This window comes from uncultured Endozoicomonas sp., from assembly GCF_947495845.1.
In the GTDB taxonomy this organism is placed as follows: domain Bacteria; phylum Pseudomonadota; class Gammaproteobacteria; order Pseudomonadales; family Endozoicomonadaceae; genus Endozoicomonas.
The window spans coordinates 40,222-61,026 of record NZ_CANMAO010000025.1; the positions used below are offsets into that span (position 1 = coordinate 40,222).

Below are 20,805 nucleotides of genomic sequence, written 5' to 3' on the forward strand. Positions count from 1 at the left end.
GACTGGTTTAAATGTTTGTCTTAGATAATTGAATTTGGCTTTTTTTTCTTGATGCATAGGTTAAAGGTGTGTTGCTAATGCTGGTATCGATTCTGGGAATTTAATGAGAATGGACTAGACTTCGTGCTTGGATACGAATGAGACTTTCTCGTAAGTGGGTTTTTAAAATCTATAGTGTTATGTGGGGCGCATTCGTAGATAACTTGATCTGATAATAAATAGTTTTGGAGTGTTGTTTATGGAATGTCTGAGAAGTGTTGCTCAGACTCTGTTTCCTTGTGTTTCAGGTGCCAATCAAGTACATGCTGCTGCTTCTGAAACTTGGAAGAGTTATAGAGCCAAACCTATCGATGGCTGCAAAGTTAATGTGGGCACTGAAAGTAATATGGAGAGCAAAGGCTCAAGTAAAACATTACAGGGCTACGAATCGTTAAAATTAGTTGATTGTCAGCCTTTCTTTACCTTATTAGTGCCGGGGAATGCGGAAGTAAAGATTGTTCAGCCCGGAACACCTGAGCATTGCAAGTTGGTTGAGCAATCACAAGAGGGAATTGATCATGTAACAGGCAAACATTTTCTACCTCGCCCGCTGGTTCCTTTATGCAAATTTACCGGCCCTTATGTGGAGGTTAAGGATAAAGCTGAAGGTTATAAAGGTGTGTTTTTCATTGCGTCACCACCAGTGCGTGGTTTTATGACAGAGAAAATAATTGATAGTTATTTTCCGAGTGGGCGAGTAGGAGAGTGTTTTAACGGCAATGGTGAAGTGACTGAGGCTCAGTTTTTTTGCAAAAGACAAGCGAACTCAGACTCCCGGGGTTGTTTTTTCCTTCCATGCGCTACAACTGGACATAACTCAATATTTGGTGGGTTATTTACGGGTAAGGATAAACAGACAGTGCACAACTCGCTGACCTGTCAAATAGGTTATAGAGCGCAAATGGGGGAATATACACCTGAAGAGTTTATCGACTATAAAGAAGGTATAAAGAGCAGTTCAAATAAAGAAGTAGGTGAGGTGAAGGTAGTTTCTGGAGAGAGGATGCAGCAAGCTCTGGCTAAGCATCCAATGCCAGAGCGTATGGGATAAGAAGATTAGTGGCTTCGTGCCACTGAAAAATCCGCCAGATCTGCCATAGCTGAACTGAACTCGCTGTCTGCTAAGGCATGCAGGCAGAGTTTCGCCTTTTCAGCAAAATCTCTGGCTTTAGCCGCGGTGTAGTCCAGTGCCCCACAGCTTTGAACCGCAGCAATGACTTCTTCAATTTTATCCCGACCACCTTGTTCAATGGCTTCGCGAACTAGTGTTTGCTGCGCTGGTGTTCCATGCTTCAGGGTATAGATTAGCGGCAGAGTTGGTTTACCTTCGGCCAGGTCATCCCCCAGATTTTTACCCATGGCTTCGGCATCGCCGGTGTAGTCCAGCAAATCATCAATCAGCTGAAAAGCAATGCCCAGATAATTCCCGTAATCTGCCATATTCTTTTCAACCTCGGAGCTGACCTTGCAGAGAATGGCGGCAGTTTGGCACGAGGCCTGAAACAGCATGGCCGTTTTGCAGCGAATCACTTCCATGTAATCTTCCTCGGAGAGATCAGCATCATGGATATTCATCAGCTGCATGACTTCACCTTCAGCAATCACATTCGTGGCTTCAGAAAGAATATGAAGTAATTTAAAGTTGTTCAGCCCGACCATCATTTGAAACGCTCTGGAATACAGGAAGTCGCCTACCAGAACACTGGGCGCATTACCCCATAAAGCATTTGCAGTATCTTTGCCACGGCGAAGGTCCGACTCATCCACTACATCATCATGGAGCAATGTGGCGGTGTGCAGGAACTCGATAATGGCCGCCAGCGGAATATGGTGGTGGTCGTTATAACCGCAGGCTCTGGCGGTTAACAGCACCAGCAGAGGGCGCAGTCGCTTGCCGCCGGACTGAATAATATACTCACCAATTTTGCTGACCAGCACAACGTCTGAGTGCAATTGCTTATGAATGCATTCATTGACTCTCTGGAAATCATCTTGAACGGCGATCTGAAAAGAAGCTTGTTGTTTGTCCGGCATCGGCTAGTTGCTTTGATGGGGGCGAAAAGAGGCATCGTATTTAGTGCTACTGCAACTGTCAATAGCACGGACTTCGGAAAGTAATGATACAGGGGTGTTGAGGTGGGGAATCCCTGCCTTATGGTGAATTCCGTAGCCCGTTGAATGCAGGGTTTGATATTAAATTGTCTTAACACTTGAAAGCAGGGCTGGACTTCCTTAAAATTTGCGCCCCTATCTGAAAATCCGGTGCGGTGTGCCGTTTTGTCATGGATTGTTGATAAGCTTCTGCTTTTAATAGCAAAGATTGTTCAACACATGAGGTGCCGCCCATCCCTGATGCTGTAAGGCATGTTCAGGTCTTATCGGGTTAAACCGGGAAGTGGTTTTTAGATAGCTAAAAATTCCATCGATTACTGCAGTCACTTGTTGGAATCGATGGATGCCTTTGACAAAGAGGCTCTTAAGGATTTTCGGAGATCAAATCATGTACGCAGTTATTAAAACTGGTGGCAAGCAGTACCGCGTAACCGAAGGAGAATTCCTGAAGGTTGAAAAGCTGGACGTTGCTGCCGGTGAAAGCCTGGAAATCAGCGACGTTCTGCTGATCGCTAACGGTGAAGAGCTGAAAGTTGGTGCACCTCTGATCGAAGGCGCCAAGGTTGTTGCTGAAGTACTCAGCCACGGTCGCGGCCCAAAAATCAAGATCATCAAGTTCAAGCGTCGTAAGCACCACCGCAAGCAAATGGGCCACCGTCAGTGGTTCACTGAGCTGAAGATCACCAGCATCGCTGGTTAATAAATTGCTGATGGGTCCGATTACCGGATCTGTTGAAGACTTCTAAGGACGGTCTCTGGTGTGGTAGCTGGCGACAGGTCCGGGATAAAAGGAGAGCAAGATGGCTCACAAAAAAGCTGGCGGTAGTACTCGTAACGGTCGCGATTCAGAAAGTAAACGCCTTGGTGTCAAGATCTTCGGTGGTCAGGCTATCCAGGCGGGTGCCATCATCGTTCGTCAGCGCGGAACCAAGTTCCACGCGGGTGCTAACGTAGGTATCGGCAAGGATCACACCTTGTTCGCTAAAACAGCCGGTAAGGTTGTGTTTGAAGTGAAAGGTGCCAACAAGCGTAAATATGTTCGCGTAGAAGCTGCATAATTGTGCTTTGATCATTAGCTCTGCTGATGGTCACTAAAAAGCCCCGCTGTTGCGGGGCTTTTGTGTATATAGGACAGTGCCTCCAAATGCATGCTTTTCAGAACCGTTTGACTGCGGTTGAAACGCTTTCCGTTATCCGTTGACCGTTGTCCGTAAAAGCTAATCCGCTTGTGCTTTTTGCGGACAACGGAAAACGGCCAACGGTGTTTAAGTATTTATTTGAAGGCATTGGCAGGTCGCAGTACTGCACTGACAGTTGCAGGAGAATTAGATTATGAAATTTGTAGATGAAGCAACAATCACGGTTCAGGCTGGCAAGGGTGGCAATGGCTGTCTGAGCTTCCGTCGTGAAAAGTTTATTGAAAGAGGTGGTCCGGACGGCGGCGACGGCGGTGATGGCGGCAGCGTATATGTAATTGCTGAAAACGATCTGAACACGCTAGTGGATTTTCGTTATCAGAAACACTATCAGGCTCGCGGTGGTGAATCTGGCCGTGGCCGTAACTGCACGGGTGCCAAAGGTGACGATGTTGAGCTGAAGGTGCCGGTGGGTACCACGGTTGTGGATAACGATACCGAAGAAGTCATCGGCGACCTGACCCATGTTGGTCAGCGCATTAAAGTGGCTCAGGGTGGTTTTCACGGTCTGGGTAACACCCGTTATAAATCCAGTGTGAACCGTGCGCCTCGTCAAACCAGTCCGGGTTCTGAAGGTGAGCGTCGTGATCTTCGGCTTGAGCTGAAGGTGATAGCGGATGTGGGTTTACTGGGTATGCCGAATGCGGGCAAATCCACGTTTATTCGTGCGGTGTCTCAGGCACGTCCAAAAGTAGCGGATTACCCGTTTACTACATTGGTGCCAAACCTCGGTGTGGTAGCGGTAGATCGTCATCGTGGGTTTGTGATTGCTGATATTCCCGGCTTGATTGAAGGCGCTGCCGAAGGTGCAGGTCTGGGTATTCGCTTTCTGAAGCACTTGGCACGTTGTCGTATATTGCTTCACCTTGTGGACGTGGCGCCTTTTGATAACAGCGACCCTGCAGAATCAGCAAAGGCCATTATCAGTGAACTGGAACAGTTCAGTGAAACGCTGGCTGGTCGAGATCGTTGGTTGGTACTGAACAAAGTTGACCTGCTGCCAGAAGATGAGCGTGAAGCGGTTTGTCAGCGCATTATTGATGAGCTGAACTGGGAAGGTCCGGTTTATCAAACGTCTGCCATTGGCGCGCAAGGCACAGAAATTCTCTGCCAGAACATCATGACCTTTATTGAAGAACGTGCGCTGGAACAAAAAGAGAACGAAGATTTGGCTCGCGAGGAAGAAGAACGTCTTGCCAAAATGGAGGCGGAAGCGCGTGAGCGTATGCGTCAAGTGGCAGAAGAGCGTCGTGCTCAGCGTGAAGCCAAGAAAGCTGCGAAGGAATCTGAGAATGACGATGACGACGACGATGATGATCATGATGTCGAGGTTTTCTACGTATGAGTGAGCGCAAGCGGTTGCGGGCAACCCGCCGCTGGGTGATTAAAATTGGCTCTGCACTGTTGACCAACGAAGGTCAGGGGTTGGATCTCAGTCGTATGGATGGTTGGGTGAGCCAAATGTGTCACCTGCGGGATCAAGGGGTTGAGGTGGTTCTGGTGTCTTCCGGTGCAGTGGCTGCCGGAATGGAAAAGCTGGGCTGGCAGGACAGACCGACAGCGCTGCATCAGTTGCAGGCCGCTGCGTCGGTGGGTCAGGCTCGTCTGGTGCAGGCGTGGGAAAACAGTTTCGAGAAGTTTGGCGTTCAGCCGGCCCAGGTATTGCTGACCCACGATGATCACAGTAATCGCAAGCGCTATTTAAATGCTCGCAGCACATTGCGAACATTGCTGGAAATGGGTGTTGTTCCCATTATTAATGAAAACGACGCGGTTGTGACCGATGAGCTTCGTTTCGGTGATAACGACACGCTGGCAGCCTTGGTGGTTAACCAGGTTGAAGCGGATGTTCTGGTGATTCTTACGGATCAGGATGGTTTATTCACTGCTGACCCAAGAAGTCATCCGGATGCAAAACTGATTGGTGAAGTGCAAGCGAAAGACCCTTCGCTGGATGCGATGGCCGGTGGTGGCAGTGGTCGCCTTGGTCGCGGCGGTATGCTCACTAAACTAAGGGCTTCTCGCCAGGCCGCGGCTTCTGGTGCAGCAACAGTGATTGTGGGTGGTCGCTCAGAAAAGGCTATTACTCGTATTTTCGATGGTGAATTGTTAGGTACATTGCTGTTGCCTGAGAAGGCGCCAATGGCGGCTCGCAAGCAGTGGTTGCAAGGTCATTTGCAGACTTCTGGTGAGCTGGTGCTTGATGCTGGTGCGGTGCGTGTATTGAAAGAGCAGGGAAAAAGCCTATTACCCGTGGGCGTGAAAAGCCTGAAGGGGGATTTTCAGCGCGGTGAGATGGTGACCTGTGTTGATGAGGCTGGCAATGAAATTGCCCGGGGTTTGATTAATTACAGTGTTAATGAAGCCGGGCGAATTGCAGGTAAAGCCAGTCATCAGATTAGCGATGTTCTTGGGTATCAAAGAGAGCCTGAGCTGATTCATCGGGATAATATGGTGTTGTCGTAATCTTTATTCGATAAACTGACATATTGAATGGGCGCTTTCTTGAGCGCCCATTTTTTATGAATGCTCCAGTCTTATCGAGGAAAGCCTTTGTAGGCTTCCTCAGGACGGAATCCTAGAATTATACCTTCCAGGCTGTCGTAATATCTGCTTGGTCCATTGGCAAACATTTTTGTCATCAAGTGTCCGGGGTATGTGTAGTGGAAGGCATTTCCATAGATAGGACCTTCGTTATTACCCACGCGAGGAGTGCTGCTCCCATCTTTAAATTCCAGAATGATCGAGTTGATAATGTCGCCTGAGTGTCCTCGTACACCAACGATGAGGTTGCCGTCAAAATGGCCAGACCAGCCCCAGGGTGGATTGAGCTCACCTCCCGTTCCGCCGATCCATGGCGTCGTGTAAATGCCACCTGTTTTGTCTATGAAGGTTTCCTGTATGGCGTCGAGGTTGGCAAAGCCTCTTAAGCCAAGGGCGACTAGAAGATCCATTACGGGGGTAAGGTCGGGAATGCCGTTATCTTCGAAGGTGCCAATAGGGTCTGAGTAAATCATCCGGGTAAGTGTCGGGATGGCATCTTTTTTTCCGGGAGGGGCGACTTCTGGATCAAAATAGGGCCAGTAAAACTGTAGATCCAAAATGTTCAGAGTCATATTTCGTTCATAACGGTTCACAATGGCCCATCGGTTAGTGGTTAGATTGTTGCCTGTTGTGGGTAAGCCTTGTTTTGTTTCTTCCAGGCCTTTCTTGTACCACTTGCTAACCCATTCTGTGTGTTCTTTTATAGCCTCCACTAATTTATCGTGCTGTGCTTTTACCAGGTCGGGTTGCCAGCCCCATTCTTTGCCAAAAAGAACGCCATCTCGAAGGGTTGCCAAGTGCAAATTAGCAAAGCTGGCATATAGTCCCAGTAATGGCAGTTCTTGTCCTTCAGCTATAAAGTGCGGTAGCTGGTCTTGAAAAAAGCCAATGGCGATCAAGTATTTTTCTCTTACAAATTCAGGGTTCTCTTTAGCGAATTTCAAGGAGTCTTTGTAGTCATTGATGACACGCTGAAGCCCTTGCAGATCTTCTTTAACTAACTCGTATTGAAACTTGGCGATCTTCTCATTAACCAATGCTTCTACCTGGTCTTTGATCATTCCCCAGATATCTTGCCCGCTTACGGGCCATAAGAGTTGTTCCAGGGCGGAGAGAAAGAAGCCTGCTATGGGTATTTTGGCCAGGCCTTGGGCGACAATGCTTCTAAGACTATTGGCAAAACTTTCCGGAGACATGCTTATAAGATTGTAAGGTGATATTAGAGTTAAGTTCGAGGCTATCTGCGGGTGGTTACCGTACTCAATATGGTAGGATTCGACAATTTCATAAGGCGGAACTGGTGGGATATCAACGTCCACAGGCATATGCCTCCAATCATGATTGATGGTTAGGGCTTGCTGGTTTCGTGCTTATCGAGGGTTAACTCTAGAGGAATTATCTGGAGGTGTGAGCCTGTGTTGCAATATTGATAGGCTTAGATATTGCTCATAATTTGACTAAGTGATTAGAGGCGAGAGTGTTTTTAACTGGGAAAGCTGTGTGCAGAGGGAAGTATTGAGGAGGAATGGGCGCAGCAGTGATGCGGCGCCTTTCCCGAAAAAACTTAGGCAGAAGCCAGAGCTTTAACCTGAGCGTTCAGACGGCTCTTATGACGAGCAGCCTTGTTCTTGTGGATGATGCCTTTGTCGGCCATACGGTCGATCACAGGCACAGCTGCAGTCAGGGCAGCAGTTGCCGCTTCAACGTCTTTAGCGTCGATGGCTTTAACAACTTTCTTGATAGAAGTACGAACCATAGAACGCAGGCTGGCGTTGTGCTGACGACGGTCTTCAGACTGACGGGCGCGCTTGCGGGCTGAAGGAGAGTTAGCCATTTTGGTGCTCCTGGAAAATCTATTTAAAAATAAATGTCTTTCAGTTAAATCAGGGCGGCTTGGGGCACCCTGCATGGAATAGGTTGTTTGCCGCAGTTACTGATGTTGCCACGGGTAAGGCGCCATCAGCCCATATTCCACCTAAATCTTTAATCAGCTCGTGATGCTTTCTACTTTCTAGTGAACAAGCTCAAGGCTGTTTAGCCGCGGAACTATGCCGTCTTAGTGGCGAATTGTCAATACGGTTTCTTGTCTGCAGGGCTTTGAAACTGCCGGATTCTGGTCTTTATGGGAGGTGGTTCGTGTCAGTGGATTTAGCGGATTTCAGAAATAACATGGGCAATAGCCAAGACGTTGGATATTATAAATCGTTTATTATTTTTAATTCTGAAAAATTCACTAATGAGTAATTCTGAAAACAATCCGCCATCCGACCACCCGGAAGTGAAAAAATCCGGGCTGCTGCGTTCCAGCCTGATGGTGGGCATGATGACCATGTTGTCCCGGGTGCTCGGTTTGGCTCGGGATGTGGTGGTGGCAGGCTATTTTGGCTCCACGGCGTCTGCGGATGCCTTTTTTGTTGCGTTCAAAATCCCTAATTTTCTGCGTCGCCTGTTTGCGGAAGGTGCATTTTCACAGGCTTTTGTGCCCGTGCTGTCGGAATATCGTACTCAGCGCAGCTTTGGGGATGTTCGCGAACTGGTGAGTCGGGTCAGCGGTACGTTGGCGGGAACGCTGGCGTTTGTTACGGTGCTTGGCGTGCTGGCGTCACCGATACTCATTCGACTATTTGCTCCCGGCTTTATGGATGACCCGGAAAAATTGAATCTTGCCGGTGACATGCTGCGAATCACCTTTCCGTATCTTTTATTGATATCGCTTACGGCGCTGGCAGGGGGTATTCTCAATACTTACGGACGTTTTGCGGTGCCTGCTTTTACGCCGGTGTTGCTGAATGTCAGTTTGATTGGTGCAACGGTGTTATTGACCCCATATTTTGCTGAGCCAGTAATGGCATTGGCCTGGGGTGTGGCCATTGCGGGTATTTCACAGTTGTTGTTGCAAATCCCCTTCCTGTTGCAGATTCGCTTGCTGCCTATGCCCAAGTGGGGCGCAAAGCATGAAGGCAGCCGACGGATCATGACGTTAATGATACCCGCGCTTTTTGGAGTGTCCGTCAGTCAGATCAATCTGTTGCTGGATACGGTGCTGGCGTCGTTCCTGCAAACCGGCAGTGTTTCCTGGCTTTATTATTCCGATCGGTTGTCTGAATTGCCTCTGGGCGTATTTGGTATTGCCATTGCCACCGTGATCCTTCCCAGCCTGTCTGCCAAACATGCGGAAGCGGACAGCAATCATTTCTCCCGAACCATGGATTGGGCGATTCGTTTGGTGTTGCTGATTGGGGTGCCAGCTGCGGTTGCCTTGTTTATTCTGGCGGGGCCGTTAATTGCTACGTTGTTTGATTACGGCGAGATGACGGATCGTGATGTGCTGATGTCGGCCATGAGTTTGAAGGCATACTCTCTCGGTTTGGTGGCCTTTATGCTAATTAAGGTCCTCGCGCCAGGTTACTTTGCCCGGCAAGACACCAAAACACCGGTGAAAATCGCCATTAAGGCCATGGTGGCCAATATGGTGTTTAACCTGGCCTTGGTATTTCCTTTTCAACATGCAGGTTTGGCACTGGCCACTACGATGTCGGCTTTCTTAAATGCCGGTCTGCTGTTCTATGGCCTGAAACGCTCCAGTGTCTATCAGCCGGCTAAGGGTTGGCGTGTGTACTTTGCCAGAATCCTGATCGCTAATCTGGCAATGGCAGCAACGCTGGTTTGGCTGGCGGCGGATATTGAGCAATGGTTGAGTTGGTCCTTGGTAGAAAGGTTGACACAAACCGCCCTATTGGTTTGTTCGGGAATGCTGGTTTATATCATTGTTCTGCTGGTCAGTGGCGTACGCCCAGCCCAGTTCCGCCATTAATGGCCTTTTTTGTCGATAACCGTCGAAATAGAATGCCTGGCCAAAACCTTAGGAACTGTCCCTGAATAACTTCACTGCTCAGAGAAGCGTTTACCGTTTTCCGTAAAAGCCCAAGCAGCGAGGCTTTTGCGGGAAACGGACAACGGTTCTGGTTAAATGTGGAAGTTATTTTGTGACAGTTTCAAAGGTAAGGCGGCTCACACCGAGGGCTGAGTGCTTTCCATATTGATGGATTGGCCGGCAATTACATAGTCCAGCCACTGAGCCAGAAAGAAGTTATGTTGTTCTTTCTCATTGGGTTGATGCATGGAGGGATTGGGGTATGCATAGCGAGGCTCAATCCGTTGGCTGCTTTTCCGGTACACGACCTCTGCCATCATGACATCATGGTAGAGTCGGACTTCTGCTTTAGGCGGCGTGACGCTGGCAATCCAACTGAGGCTCATGTCCAGCTCAAGCAGGGTTGTGTAAGGTGAACGATCAACGACGTTTACCCTCAGCCAGGCTGGTGATTGCTGATCAAGATGAAAAAGTGCTGGAAAATAAAAAGTACTTTCCTGAGGTTGTTCTTCAAGCGGTGCTTCTGATAAAGCAGGAAGCAGTTTCATCAGGCGTTGGTAGTTGGTTTCGCACACTGTCTGCAGGCGAATCAGGTTAATCTGATACTTTGGCTTTCGGTGAAAATGGCTCATATTGCTGATTATAGCGGTTTGCAGCCTGTAATCTGTAAGGGTGCATCACAACATCTTTTGACAATCTATACAAAGGAATAGGTCTTACTACTGCAATTTTTACCCAATTTAGTGTAAATTTCATCGATTATACTTTCACAGCTCAGTTACCTAACCAGGGTCAGTAGTCGGTCTCATACCTTTTGGCCGATGATAACTGGCAAAGATTCCAAGGATCACGAGATTATGTCACACAACAGACGTAAAGGTTTTTTGCTTGCTGCCCTGGCGGGTGCCGTTTTGAATGCCCAGGCAGCCGTGCCATCCCAGGTTAACCTGATGGATGTTTACAATCTGGCGCTGGAAAACGATGCCCAACTCGCGGCGGCCAAAGCGTCTATGATGGCGACTCAGGAAGGGGTGAATCAGAGCCGCGCAGGTTTGTTGCCAACACTGGGTTTGTCTGCAAATACCCAATACAACAAAACAACCACAGAATATGAGAATGCTTCTGATACGAAAGCGGATTATAACTCGAATGGTTGGGGCGCCCGTCTGACTCAACCGCTATTCAATATGAACAGTTGGTACACCTACGATCAGGCTAAATCTGTTGGTGATCAGGCATCAGCTGTGTTCGCGAATGCTCAGCAGCAATTGATTCTGCGTGTAGCAGAGGCGTATTTCAGTGTTCTCAGTTCTGAAGATGCTCTGTTAACCGCGAAGGCGCAAGAACGTGCCCTCAAGCAGCAGTTAGATCAGTCCCGCGAGCGATACAATGTTGGCCTGATTGCTGAAACCGATGTGTTGGATGCACTGGCGGCTTACGACAATGCTCGGGTAGCAAGGATTCAGGCAGACAACCAGGTCTCTGTCAGTTATGAAAGCCTGCGCACTATTGTTAATCAAGATGTAACTAATGTTGCCCATATGGATAAGGTGATGCCAGTGGTTGCTCCAGCACCCAGCGCACCAGACGAGTGGGTGCAAAGTGCACTGTCTAATAATTTGTCGCTCAAGGCTTCCCGCGAAGGTTTGATGGCTGCAGAAACAAATGTGAAAGCTAAGCGTTCTGGCCATGCGCCAACGGTGAATGCTTTTGCCAGTTATAACTACAGTTCGGATCACTCCAAACGGGGGACTTCAGGTGTAAATAATCAGCTGATGACAGGTGAGGGGGATCAAACCGTTTTCGGCCTGCAAGTAGACCTCCCAATCTTCTCCGGCGGCGCGACCAGCTCCGTAACCCGTCAGGCTGGTTATCAGCTGGAACAGGCACAGAAGAACTACGATCAGCAACTCCGTGATACCAACGCCACCACCCGTAATCTGCTGAGAACCACTATTTCTGATGTTGATCAGGTTCAGGCGAATTGTCAGGTGATCACGTCTTCTGAAAGTGCCCTGAAGGCTACTCAGAGCGGCTACGAAGTAGGAACCCGTAACATCACTGAAGTTCTGGACGCCCAGCAGCGCCTTTACTCTTCTATCAGTAACTATCTGAATGCCCGTTACAACTTCATCGTAAATACGCTGAAGCTGAAGCAAATGGCTGGCACTCTCAGCCCGGCCGATCTGGAAGAACTTAATAAATGGATGACCGACGGTGAAGATGAGTTGTCTGTACCCGCTTCTTGCCGTGCCAGTTAATTTATTGTCTTTTTTATAATTGCTTCACTAACGGCTCCTTTTGGAGTCGTTTCTTTTTGGCGCTTCAATTATCCGCATCACTGGGCTTCCTATACTGATATTAAAACCAGTCAGGGAAGATCCGTTGATGAATAAGCACTCCCAAAGCTTTGAAGCCATCATGAAAACCCATGTGAATGGCGGTTGTTCATTGGCAGAGGCTTTTCTGAGAACCTTTGCTCCCGAAGACCTTCAGGAGCAACAAGTGGCCATGGAAAAAATTCTGGGTAAACTCTCGATTCAGGGTGTGTCGTTCGAAAATGATTACTACTTTATTGATGGCAGCCGGTTGAATCTTGACCTTGATACAGATTCCATTCTGGCGACTAAGCCGTCAGCTCGCTAACTCTTTTGTCTATTAAGATATTAAGAAACTGTCCTGAAATAAGATCCACTTTAACTGAGGCCTTGAAGTATCGTAGAGACCGTTATCCGTTGTCTGTAGTCCGCAAAAGAGCGAGTGGCTCAAGCTTTTTCGGGGTACGGACAACGAAAATTGGAATGTGAAAGTTATTTCAGGACAAATCCTAATCTGTCTATTAACGCCATCGTCTTGTGGAGCGCGCCCGCATTCTGCTTCACAAACTGACGGCCATGATTGGCCATTGCTTCGTATATTGATGGATTGTTAAGAAGCGCCACTACAGAGTTTGCCAAGTCTTCACTGTCAGCAACCAGCTTCATACCACCGGCCTCAATCAACGATTGACTGATCTCTTCAAAGTTAAAAATGTGTGGGCCGGATAAAACCGGTAAGCCAAGTGCCGCCGGTTCCAGCATATTGTGTCCACCGGTTGCCACCAGGCTGCCTCCCACAAAAGCAATATCAGAAGCTGCAAACAACTTCATCATTTCACCCATGGTATCTCCAAGGATGACTCTGGTTTCTGATTTCGGCGTTACACCGGTGCTGTGTCGAACAACGGGTAAATGATTCTCCTCAACCAGCTGGCAGACTTTATCAAAACGCTCAGGATGCCTTGGCACCAGAACCAGTCTCGCTTCCGGATTCGTCTTCTGAATGCGTTTATAGGCATCAAGCACCTGCTGGTCTTCACCTTCATGGGTGCTGGCAGCAATCAGAATGCGAATGTTCTCTCCCATGCCTTGTTGCCACTGCTGGCGTAGGGCTTTACCCGCAGAAACAGTCTCGGTCGAAACATCCAGATCGAACTTGATACTGCCAGTCACTGTCAGTTGCTGTTCTGGCAAGCCAAGGTTTAAGAAACGTTGAGCAGTTTCCTCATTCTGCGCTGCAACCCTATTGATTTGCTGCAGCATGGGCTTTACCAGGCCAGAGAAACGGCCATAACCTTTTGCTGACCGTTCCGACAGTCTGGCGTTAGCAATCAGCACTGGAATCCCACGCTGATGGCAGGCAGCAATGGTGTTAGGCCAAAGCTCGGTATCGATTACAATGGCGATATCCGGGCGCGTTTTGTTCAGGAAGCGGGAAACGGCATCCGGAAAGTCATAGCAGGCATAAACATGTTCAACACTGTCACCATGAATTTTTTGGACCTGAGCTGATCCAGTAGGCGTCATGGTGGTGATTAGAATTCGATGCTGGGGATAGTCTTGCTGCAGCCGTTTAACCAGCGGTGCACTGGCAATGGTTTCTCCAACCGAAACCGAGTGGACCCAGATCAGAGGTTTATCCGATTCGGGCATGCGGAAAAAACCAAAACGCTCGGCTTTTCTTTTTGAATACTCCGGCGCCTTTTTAGCACGACTATAAAGCCGTGCCACCACCAGTGGTGACATCAGATATAACAGCAGGGAGTAGAAAAAGCGACTCATGCAACCATTGCCAGAGTAATTATTTAAAGGGTTGGATTATAACAGATCGGAAATCAATGTTATTTGCAAATTGACCTTGGATTTTGTCTAGAGGCAGAACTATTCTTAGTTTTGCGCTGTAAATGCGAATCACTATTAATAAATATATCTATCTATTTATCTTGGAAAGGATATGGACGTGAACGGTATTGAAATGAAGCCTTATCTGACTTCGGGTGGGCCAAATGAACAAGGGGACCATGGTAGAAATGAAATGGATGAACCTCTTCTAGAAAATGGAGGTCCTGAGAAGAATGGTCGTACTAGAGGGCAAAGAACTGCAGAAAAAGGTGGTTTCTTAAGATGGATAGTTAATCACCCAAAGACAGTAGTATGCGCATTGATATCTGGCTCAATATTGATTGGGGCTTCCGTTTATGGTGGCTTGCAGATGAAAGGAAGCGAAATACTCAAGCCAATAGGAGATCGGAATATTAGCGTATCTTCAGCGACACCTTTCCTGCAATCAGATGTACAGAATGCTACCCAAGGCACATTGGTGGTTTCTAATATATCCCAAGAAGCCCATGATTTGATTGTGAAAAGTACAGTAGAGTCCCCGAGTTTCATAACAAACTTGTCTTCAGAAGAGTGGCCTGAATGGTATAATGGATCGGGTACAGTCACTCCCACAACAGAAGCAACGAAAGAACTAACTACAGAAGCAACGAAAGAACTAACTACAGAACTAACTACAGAACTAACTACAAAAGAAGCAACAAAAGGAGCATCAACAGCGACTATAGGTGCACCTTCTTCTGCAAATGAAACGGTTGAATCCAGTTCGATCAGCCCAATTTCTGATACAACAACTCCAAAGGAAGAAACAAGTGTAAAGCCACCCTATGGTGAAAATCTAGTTAAGAATCCATCTGCTGAAAATAATTTAGAAGATTGGAACACGGCCGTACCTGTCGCTGGAGCAGCGCTCATGCTTGATCTCTGGAGGGCCATATGTGGAAAGAACCGTTATGGTGATAAGCAGTGTGCTTTTGTAAGTTCCCATAAAATGAGTATGATATCACAAACAATTAAATTTTCGGATCGTGGCTTTACGCCAGAGATCATGGATAAATGCCCACTCATAATAGTAAGCGAATTGCATAAAGTTGATACTAATCATGATCTTTCTTATTGGCAAGAGAATGAAGGTTATACTTATAAATACCGTATGACTGCTGAGCTTAAAACTGAGACTGGCGAAGTCTTAGCGAGATATGATACTGGACTTATGGAAATATATAATGATTATTTTCTGGAGGAAAAGTTTGTGTTCCATGATTATGGTCCAGGAGCTCGATTATTAACCATCAGTCATGGAGGGGAAGATGCGAAGCGCTGGCCAGGGCATTATGGAACAGAGATTACTAATGTCTGGGCTTCGATACATCCCCGAGTATAACCTAAAACAGGTAATGAAATGTTAGTTGGAAGCTTGCTGCGCTATAGTGCAGATTCTTTAGATGGCAAAGCAAGCAAGTTGAAATTATGTCTGAACGAAAAGGTTATCGTTTAACACGTATTTACACCCGAACTGGCGATAAGGGCATGACCCGCATTGGTGAAGGACAACAGCTACCAAAATCCCATCCTCGTATTCACGCCATTGGCTCGGTCGATGAGGCCAACAGTTGGCTGGGTATGTTAATTCGCTCATTGCAGCAAGGGAATGAGGTGAACCAGAAGCAGTTGGCAGCGATTCAAGATATACAGCACCGTATGTTTGATGTGGGCGGTGAACTCGCCATGCCCGGCTATCAACTGATTCAGGAAGAACACACCAAAGCCATTGAAGCCCTGATAGATGAGCTGAATGAGCCTCTGCCCAATCTCAAGAACTTCACTCTGCCCGGTGGCGGTCAGTCGGCCTGTCATTGTCATATGGCCAGAACCGTATCTCGCCGGGCAGAACGCACGATTATTGAATTGCAGGAAAGCGGTGAAGCGGTCAATGAACCATTGCTGAAATTCGTTAACCGGTTGTCTGATTTAATGTACGTCCTTGGTCGTCATTGTGCTTTGCAGGATGAAGGCGAGGTTCTGTGGCAGGCTTCAGCCATGACAGAACAGCAACCGTAACCACCGGTTACAGTTTTGACAGTGTCCTCAGTGCCTGCTCCTTGTCAACCGGAGAATCTTTGAACCACGACGATTCAAGCGCCTGGGATATGGTGGTTCTTAACTTCGGAATTGGGTGCATAAGGCCGTTTATCAGGCTGGTAAGTGCTTTTGCCTCACGATGATAATCCGGCACTGAGTCAACGATGGCATCAAAGTTTCCAAGCTTGTTCAGTCTTGCGGATTCTTTCATGTAGTCATCATTGGTGATGTCAGAGGAAAGTTCAGGTAGCGCGGTTTTGTACGAGCCATCAGGCAGAGGGGTTGCATAATTACTCATGGCGCGTTTAATTCTAAATGCTTTTTCCACCCTTTGATTGGGAGAAAGGTCATCAATGCTGCTGCCATTAAAAAAACTGGAACCCTCGCCCTCAAGGCCGGTCAGAAACTTGTAAAGCATTTGCCCCATGGCGTAAGCGTCAATGGCCGGACCTGCAGGCACACCATGCTCCTTGCCTTGCAGGCTATCAATGGCCTCTGGAGGCGTATAGTCTTCATGGCCACAGGACACCTTTTCGCCAACCTTGGCAGACTCTCCAAAGTCCAGCAGCTTTACCTGCTTTGAGCCAGTATCAAACAGAAAGTTGGAGGGTTTAAGGTCAGCATGAATAATATCGTTTTGATGGGCGTGGTTAACCGCTTTGAATTTTTGTTGTTCCAGAAATTTAAAGGCATTGAAAAGTTCTCCGGCAGGCAGTGGAGAGTCGCTGAGTTTGTTGGTGATCGAGCCGAGCTCCGATCCATTCAATAGTTCGTAAATCAGACCGTCACGATCGGGCTCAGAGACGGCGCCAAGATATTGAACAATATTTGGATGAGAAGGCATGGTTTCCATGATTCTATGTTCATTGGCGAGGCTGAACTCCCCTCGAACCGTTTTCAGGGCAGCGCTCCTTGGTTGTCCGGATTCATCTTCCTGAATGATTTTATAAATTGTGCCAAACCGACCGGTACCTATGGGTTCATTTTCCGTATGAAAAGGTTGTGTGCTATCCAGCGCTTCATTATTTCCGACCTCGGAGCTGGAGAATGTCTCCTTACTTGTAACATCAGTGGATTTAATACTGTAACTTGAGAGTGGGGTGGTTTGAGAGTCGTATCCCGAATCATTTTGCTCCCTGAGATAGGGGCTTTGAGAAGAGAGTGGCTCTATGGATTTTCCAAGCCACTCTTTAGAAGGTTCGGGGGTAGAAGGTTCGGGAGTGTTGCAAGGGCTTGGTTCCTGGTTTACCCCCAAATCGGTATTTGGCGTTATTTTCACTATATTGATTCCATTCATTAACGTTAATAACCATGAATTCATCGGCAGCTACCGGTGTGAATTGATCAAGCAAACTGCAGTTGAAAACAAAGTGTTGTTAACTCTACTTTCTGATTTAATCTATTCGATTGGTCGTCATTACGCTTTGCAGGATAAAGGCGAAGTGTTGTGGGAAGCTTCTAAAACTGTGAAAAGTGAACCAGCAGAATGATGGAACGATTTTACCCTATTGGTACACCAGGCGCGCCCTGGAGTGATGCGGAAAAGGCGGAATGGCTGGCATCAGTGAAGGTTAAGCGCAGCTATCCACAAGACGTTCTGGATAAAGTGTTGGCGCTTGGTAATCGGTTTGAACTGATTCAGTACGGTGCTTTGAGTATTAACCCTGAACGGTTCCCATTGTATGCATTAAAAAGCAAACAATGGGACAGCAGCAAGCCAAGTGTGTTGATTACTGGTGGTGTACATGGCTATGAAACCAGTGGTGTACAAGGCGCAATTAAGTTTGCTCAAACCAGCGCGGCTAAATATGAGAGCTATTTTAATTTACTGATTGCTCCCTGTGTCAGCCCCTGGGGATATGAAATGATTAATCGTTGGAACCCGGAAGCGGTAGATCCCAACCGATCTTTTGTAGAAAACAGCCCTTCTGAAGAGTCCGCAGCTCTGATGACGCTGGTGGCTGAATACGACAATGACTTTTTGGTGCATTTCGACTTGCACGAAACCACCGATTCCGATGAAGACGAATTCCGCCCAGCACTGGCTGCCCGAGATGGGAAGGACTACGAACCGGACATTGTCCCCGATGGTTTTTATCTGGTAGACGACAGTGATAATCCTCAGCCTGCTTTTCAAAAGGCGATGATTGATGCTGTCAGGAATGTGACACACATTGCGCCACCGGATGGGAATGGCATGATTATCGGTTCACCGGTAATTCAAGAGGGGGTTATTCAGTACCCGGTAAAAAGCCTTGGTCTCTGTGCTGGTATGACGCATTGTGAATATTGCACAACAACAGAAGTTTATCCGGATAGCCCAAAAGCCACGGATGAACAATGCAATGATGCGCAGGTGGCAGCGGTAGCCGCAGGCCTTGACTATGTTCTCAAGACCTGCAGTTTATAAGTGATTGTAGGTCGTATCGTGTAGAACGCATCGATGCGCAGAGGTTATAGCATATTGACGTGTATCATCACTCCGTTTTGCCTTTGTTGGCATCAGGGCTCACATGATCAGGCTTAGTTGTGGGGGGGCTAGCAGGTTCAGAGTCTGCAGGTATTTCCGTTTCTAGCTCTATACCGGCTCTTTGACGTAGGGTATTTAGGCGATTATCGGCAGCTTCAACATCGGGGCTGTCTTCTATGGAGGTGCGCCTACTGTCAGTACCTTCTGTTATGGAGGAGCGCATGCTACAAGCCTCACTTGAGCTGTCATCAGTTGTTCCAGCCTTGGTTTGTTTTTCATCTATGGAGGAGCGTCTGCTATCAGCCTCACTTACGTTGCCGTCAGTTGCTTCAGCATTTGTTTGCCCTTCATATATGGAGGTGTAAGACTTTTCAGAGTTCTCTACAGACGCTTCTCGTGTATTAAGTGCTTTTGCAGTGAAATGGCCGGCAGCGCCACCTATCAAGGCTCCAGCGAAAGGTAGCAATTTTGCTGCACCAACCCATGGACCCACAGTATACCCAAGTGCCGCTACAGCAACAGTTCCAGTGGCGGTCATCAAAAAATTCGCACAAAAGTTACTGGGTTGGTTATTAACTGACTGCATTATATCTTATCCATTTTTTCAAACGTTGAGTTAGTCGTTGGTTACCTGTCATAGCTTAGATGGATAGAAGGACAAAAAGTTCACAGTTGTATGTTAAAGGTGAGCTCATGCTGGGTTGTTCGTAAAACAAATAATAGATATGAATAATTTTCAAGTGATATAAAACGAACGTTTAGTTAGTATTGCGCAACTTTGTAAAGGTTATGCCGGTGTCTGATAAAGAAAACCGGCGCTTTCTACTCTCATATGAAGATAGACTCATATGACGATAGAAAGAGGGAACAGGGTGAAATTCCCTGACTGTACCCGCAACTGTAATGGAAGAGCTTTCAATCATACGTCACTGGTCTGAACAGACTGGGAAGGCGATTTTAAGCAATGAGGCCAGAGTCAGGAGACCTGCTTTTACAAAGCCCATAAGTACCCAACCATATGAAATCATATTTTCTGACTCATTGATCAGACCCTCTGACTGCGTTGCAACTCTGGTCACATAGCTCGCTATGCTCCCGACGTTGCGCCTTGCAGAGAACCTGATCAACAAGCCAGAAATATTCGATTCCATATGGCCGGGTACTTAATGATAAACCGGGCGGGTAACCTGGCGGTTGGGGGAATGAATTTTAGCGTTCAACTTTTGTCTGAACGCTCACTTCTCTTTGCACTGAGCTTATTGGTTCAGTGTCCGCGTATGCCGTCCTGAGTATTCGATATTCACTCAGGTACACCATGAACAAAAACGACTTGGCCATTTTAATGATCATCCGCTCCTGGTTGGTTGCGGTTTGTCTGATATTTTCCGGGTTTGTTCAAGCTAATGAGTTTTCTCGTTGTGTGACCGATATGAGTGGCCGTCAGGTTTGTCTCAAAACCAGCCATCCGAACATCATCAGCCTTTCTCCTGGATCGACAGAACTGTTGTTCGCTGCCGGTGCCGGAGGCCAGGTGATTGCTGTGGATGAGCACAGTGATTACCCGTCAGCCGTTGAACAACTGCCTTCTATTGGCGGTTTCCCCGTGATCAATGTGGAGGCCATTGTTGGTATGAAGCCGGATTTGGTGGTGGTTTGGGTCGGTGGTGATTCCCCGAAAGTGATGGGGCAGTTGGAATCTCTGGGCGTGAATACTTTCCATTTAAATGCGGTGGATTTCTCAGGCATAGAACAGGCGATTCTGAGCCTGGGCAAAATTTCTGGCACTGAAAAGCAAGCAGAGCAATCGGTTAGTGCTTTCAGAGCACGGTTATCAAGCCTTGCTAAAACGTTCAGTCAGCTGGAGCCTGTGACGGTTTTTTATGAGATTTGGCGTTCACCGTTAATGACCGTTGGCAATGGGATTTTAATAAACGACGTTATATCACTGTGTGGTGGTAACAATGTTTATGGTGATCAGGATCAGAAAATCCCCAAAATTGGCATCGAGTCTCTGATCATAAGAAACCCTCAAGCCATCATTGGCTCAGCGCCTCAGGGCGATACTCCGGAAACCCGCCGTGAAATGAAACGGTTCTGGGGGCAGTGGGAAAACCTTCAGGCAGTGAAAACCGGGCAACTGTTTTCAGTACCCAGCGACCTCATCTCCAGGACCTCGCCACGAATATTGGATGGGGCAGAAATACTCTGTCGTCAATTACAGGACGTTCGCAGTCGTCAGGCTGCAGCTTTAAACAACCTGAATTCAAGTCATTAGTGCATAACCCATGACTTTTCTTGCATCCATTCCTGTTAACTCTTTGAATGCCTCGT

20 protein-coding genes and 1 riboswitch are annotated in these 20,805 nt (G+C 47.5%); of the genes, 13 read left to right on the forward strand and 7 right to left on the reverse strand.

Annotated features, from left to right (window positions below):
• Positions 1 to 238: 238 nt before the first annotated feature.
• On the forward strand, positions 239 to 1,090 hold the full coding sequence (locus Q1B11_RS15395) for a hypothetical protein (protein ID WP_299734208.1): 852 nt from the start codon (positions 239 to 241) through the stop codon (positions 1,088 to 1,090).
• Positions 1,091 to 1,095: 5 nt separating this feature from the next.
• Here the strand turns inward: Q1B11_RS15395 and ispB are convergent, their stop codons facing one another.
• A complete protein-coding gene (ispB, locus tag Q1B11_RS15400) occupies positions 1,096 to 2,073 on the reverse strand; it encodes an octaprenyl diphosphate synthase (RefSeq protein ID WP_299734209.1) in 978 nt (325 codons plus the stop codon).
• Between the two features lie 466 nt (positions 2,074 to 2,539).
• On the opposite strand from ispB, the gene rplU reads away from it, so the two are divergent.
• The 4 genes from rplU to proB all read left to right on the forward strand — a co-directional run bounded on the left by rplU (position 2,540) and on the right by proB (position 5,813).
• Complete coding sequence (rplU, locus tag Q1B11_RS15405; protein ID WP_067518940.1) at positions 2,540 to 2,851, forward strand: 50S ribosomal protein L21; 312 nt, start codon at positions 2,540 to 2,542, stop codon at positions 2,849 to 2,851.
• Between the two features lie 100 nt (positions 2,852 to 2,951).
• Positions 2,952 to 3,209 (forward strand): 50S ribosomal protein L27, encoded by a 258-nt coding sequence (gene rpmA, locus Q1B11_RS15410; protein ID WP_067581727.1) that lies wholly within the window; start codon positions 2,952 to 2,954, stop codon positions 3,207 to 3,209.
• Positions 3,210 to 3,483: 274 nt separating this feature from the next.
• Positions 3,484 to 4,692, forward strand: coding sequence for an Obg family GTPase CgtA (gene cgtA / locus Q1B11_RS15415; protein ID WP_299734210.1), 1,209 nt, complete (start codon positions 3,484 to 3,486; stop codon positions 4,690 to 4,692).
• Positions 4,689 to 5,813 (forward strand): glutamate 5-kinase, encoded by a 1,125-nt coding sequence (gene proB / locus Q1B11_RS15420; protein ID WP_299734211.1) that lies wholly within the window; start codon positions 4,689 to 4,691, stop codon positions 5,811 to 5,813. The genes cgtA and proB overlap by 4 nt, the downstream gene beginning before the upstream one ends.
• A 71-nt stretch (positions 5,814 to 5,884) precedes the next feature.
• On the opposite strand, the gene Q1B11_RS15425 is transcribed toward proB, so the two are convergent.
• Positions 5,885 to 7,210 (reverse strand): insecticidal delta-endotoxin Cry8Ea1 family protein, encoded by a 1,326-nt coding sequence (locus Q1B11_RS15425; protein ID WP_299734212.1) that lies wholly within the window; start codon positions 7,208 to 7,210, stop codon positions 5,885 to 5,887.
• 245 nt (positions 7,211 to 7,455) lie between these two features.
• Positions 7,456 to 7,725, reverse strand: coding sequence for a 30S ribosomal protein S20 (gene rpsT, locus Q1B11_RS15430; RefSeq protein ID WP_067518922.1), 270 nt, complete (start codon positions 7,723 to 7,725; stop codon positions 7,456 to 7,458).
• 402 nt (positions 7,726 to 8,127) lie between these two features.
• On the opposite strand from rpsT, the gene murJ reads away from it, so the two are divergent.
• Entirely contained in the window at positions 8,128 to 9,705 is a 1,578-nt protein-coding gene (gene murJ / locus Q1B11_RS15435) for a murein biosynthesis integral membrane protein MurJ (RefSeq protein WP_299734213.1), read from the forward strand.
• 197 nt (positions 9,706 to 9,902) lie between these two features.
• Here murJ and Q1B11_RS15440 read toward each other — a convergent pair whose 3' ends face one another.
• Complete coding sequence (locus tag Q1B11_RS15440) at positions 9,903 to 10,397, reverse strand: DUF1249 domain-containing protein (protein ID WP_299734214.1); 495 nt, start codon at positions 10,395 to 10,397, stop codon at positions 9,903 to 9,905.
• 225 nt (positions 10,398 to 10,622) lie between these two features.
• Between Q1B11_RS15440 and Q1B11_RS15445 the strand changes: the two genes are divergently transcribed.
• Positions 10,623 to 12,026 (forward strand): TolC family outer membrane protein, encoded by a 1,404-nt coding sequence (locus Q1B11_RS15445; RefSeq protein ID WP_299734215.1) that lies wholly within the window; start codon positions 10,623 to 10,625, stop codon positions 12,024 to 12,026.
• Positions 12,027 to 12,153: 127 nt separating this feature from the next.
• On the forward strand, positions 12,154 to 12,411 hold the full coding sequence (locus Q1B11_RS15450) for a hypothetical protein (RefSeq protein WP_299734216.1): 258 nt from the start codon (positions 12,154 to 12,156) through the stop codon (positions 12,409 to 12,411).
• A gap of 164 nt (positions 12,412 to 12,575) precedes the next feature.
• On the opposite strand, the gene waaA is transcribed toward Q1B11_RS15450, so the two are convergent.
• Entirely contained in the window at positions 12,576 to 13,865 is a 1,290-nt protein-coding gene (waaA, locus tag Q1B11_RS15455) for a lipid IV(A) 3-deoxy-D-manno-octulosonic acid transferase (protein ID WP_299734217.1), read from the reverse strand.
• Between the two features lie 172 nt (positions 13,866 to 14,037).
• Between waaA and Q1B11_RS15460 the strand changes: the two genes are divergently transcribed.
• Together Q1B11_RS15460 and Q1B11_RS15465 are read left to right on the forward strand one after the other, a co-directional pair.
• A complete protein-coding gene (locus Q1B11_RS15460; RefSeq protein ID WP_299734218.1) occupies positions 14,038 to 15,306 on the forward strand; it encodes a hypothetical protein in 1,269 nt (422 codons plus the stop codon).
• Between the two features lie 86 nt (positions 15,307 to 15,392).
• Entirely contained in the window at positions 15,393 to 15,983 is a 591-nt protein-coding gene (locus Q1B11_RS15465) for a cob(I)yrinic acid a,c-diamide adenosyltransferase (RefSeq protein WP_299734219.1), read from the forward strand.
• A gap of 7 nt (positions 15,984 to 15,990) precedes the next feature.
• On the opposite strand, the gene Q1B11_RS15470 is transcribed toward Q1B11_RS15465, so the two are convergent.
• Entirely contained in the window at positions 15,991 to 17,283 is a 1,293-nt protein-coding gene (locus Q1B11_RS15470; protein ID WP_299734220.1) for a protein kinase, read from the reverse strand.
• A gap of 61 nt (positions 17,284 to 17,344) precedes the next feature.
• Here Q1B11_RS15470 and Q1B11_RS15475 point away from each other — a divergent pair, with 61 nt between their 5' ends.
• Together Q1B11_RS15475 and Q1B11_RS15480 are read left to right on the forward strand one after the other, a co-directional pair.
• Positions 17,345 to 17,494 (forward strand): hypothetical protein, encoded by a 150-nt coding sequence (locus Q1B11_RS15475; protein WP_299734221.1) that lies wholly within the window; start codon positions 17,345 to 17,347, stop codon positions 17,492 to 17,494.
• Entirely contained in the window at positions 17,491 to 18,414 is a 924-nt protein-coding gene (locus Q1B11_RS15480) for a M14 family metallocarboxypeptidase (RefSeq protein WP_299734222.1), read from the forward strand. The genes Q1B11_RS15475 and Q1B11_RS15480 overlap by 4 nt, the downstream gene beginning before the upstream one ends.
• A 67-nt stretch (positions 18,415 to 18,481) precedes the next feature.
• On the opposite strand, the gene Q1B11_RS15485 is transcribed toward Q1B11_RS15480, so the two are convergent.
• Positions 18,482 to 19,060 (reverse strand): hypothetical protein, encoded by a 579-nt coding sequence (locus tag Q1B11_RS15485; protein WP_299734223.1) that lies wholly within the window; start codon positions 19,058 to 19,060, stop codon positions 18,482 to 18,484.
• Positions 19,061 to 19,292: 232 nt separating this feature from the next.
• Positions 19,293 to 19,482, forward strand: a riboswitch (cobalamin riboswitch).
• A gap of 307 nt (positions 19,483 to 19,789) precedes the next feature.
• Between Q1B11_RS15485 and Q1B11_RS15490 the strand changes: the two genes are divergently transcribed.
• A complete protein-coding gene (locus tag Q1B11_RS15490) occupies positions 19,790 to 20,749 on the forward strand; it encodes a cobalamin-binding protein (RefSeq protein ID WP_299734224.1) in 960 nt (319 codons plus the stop codon).
• Positions 20,750 to 20,805 lie beyond the last annotated feature (56 nt).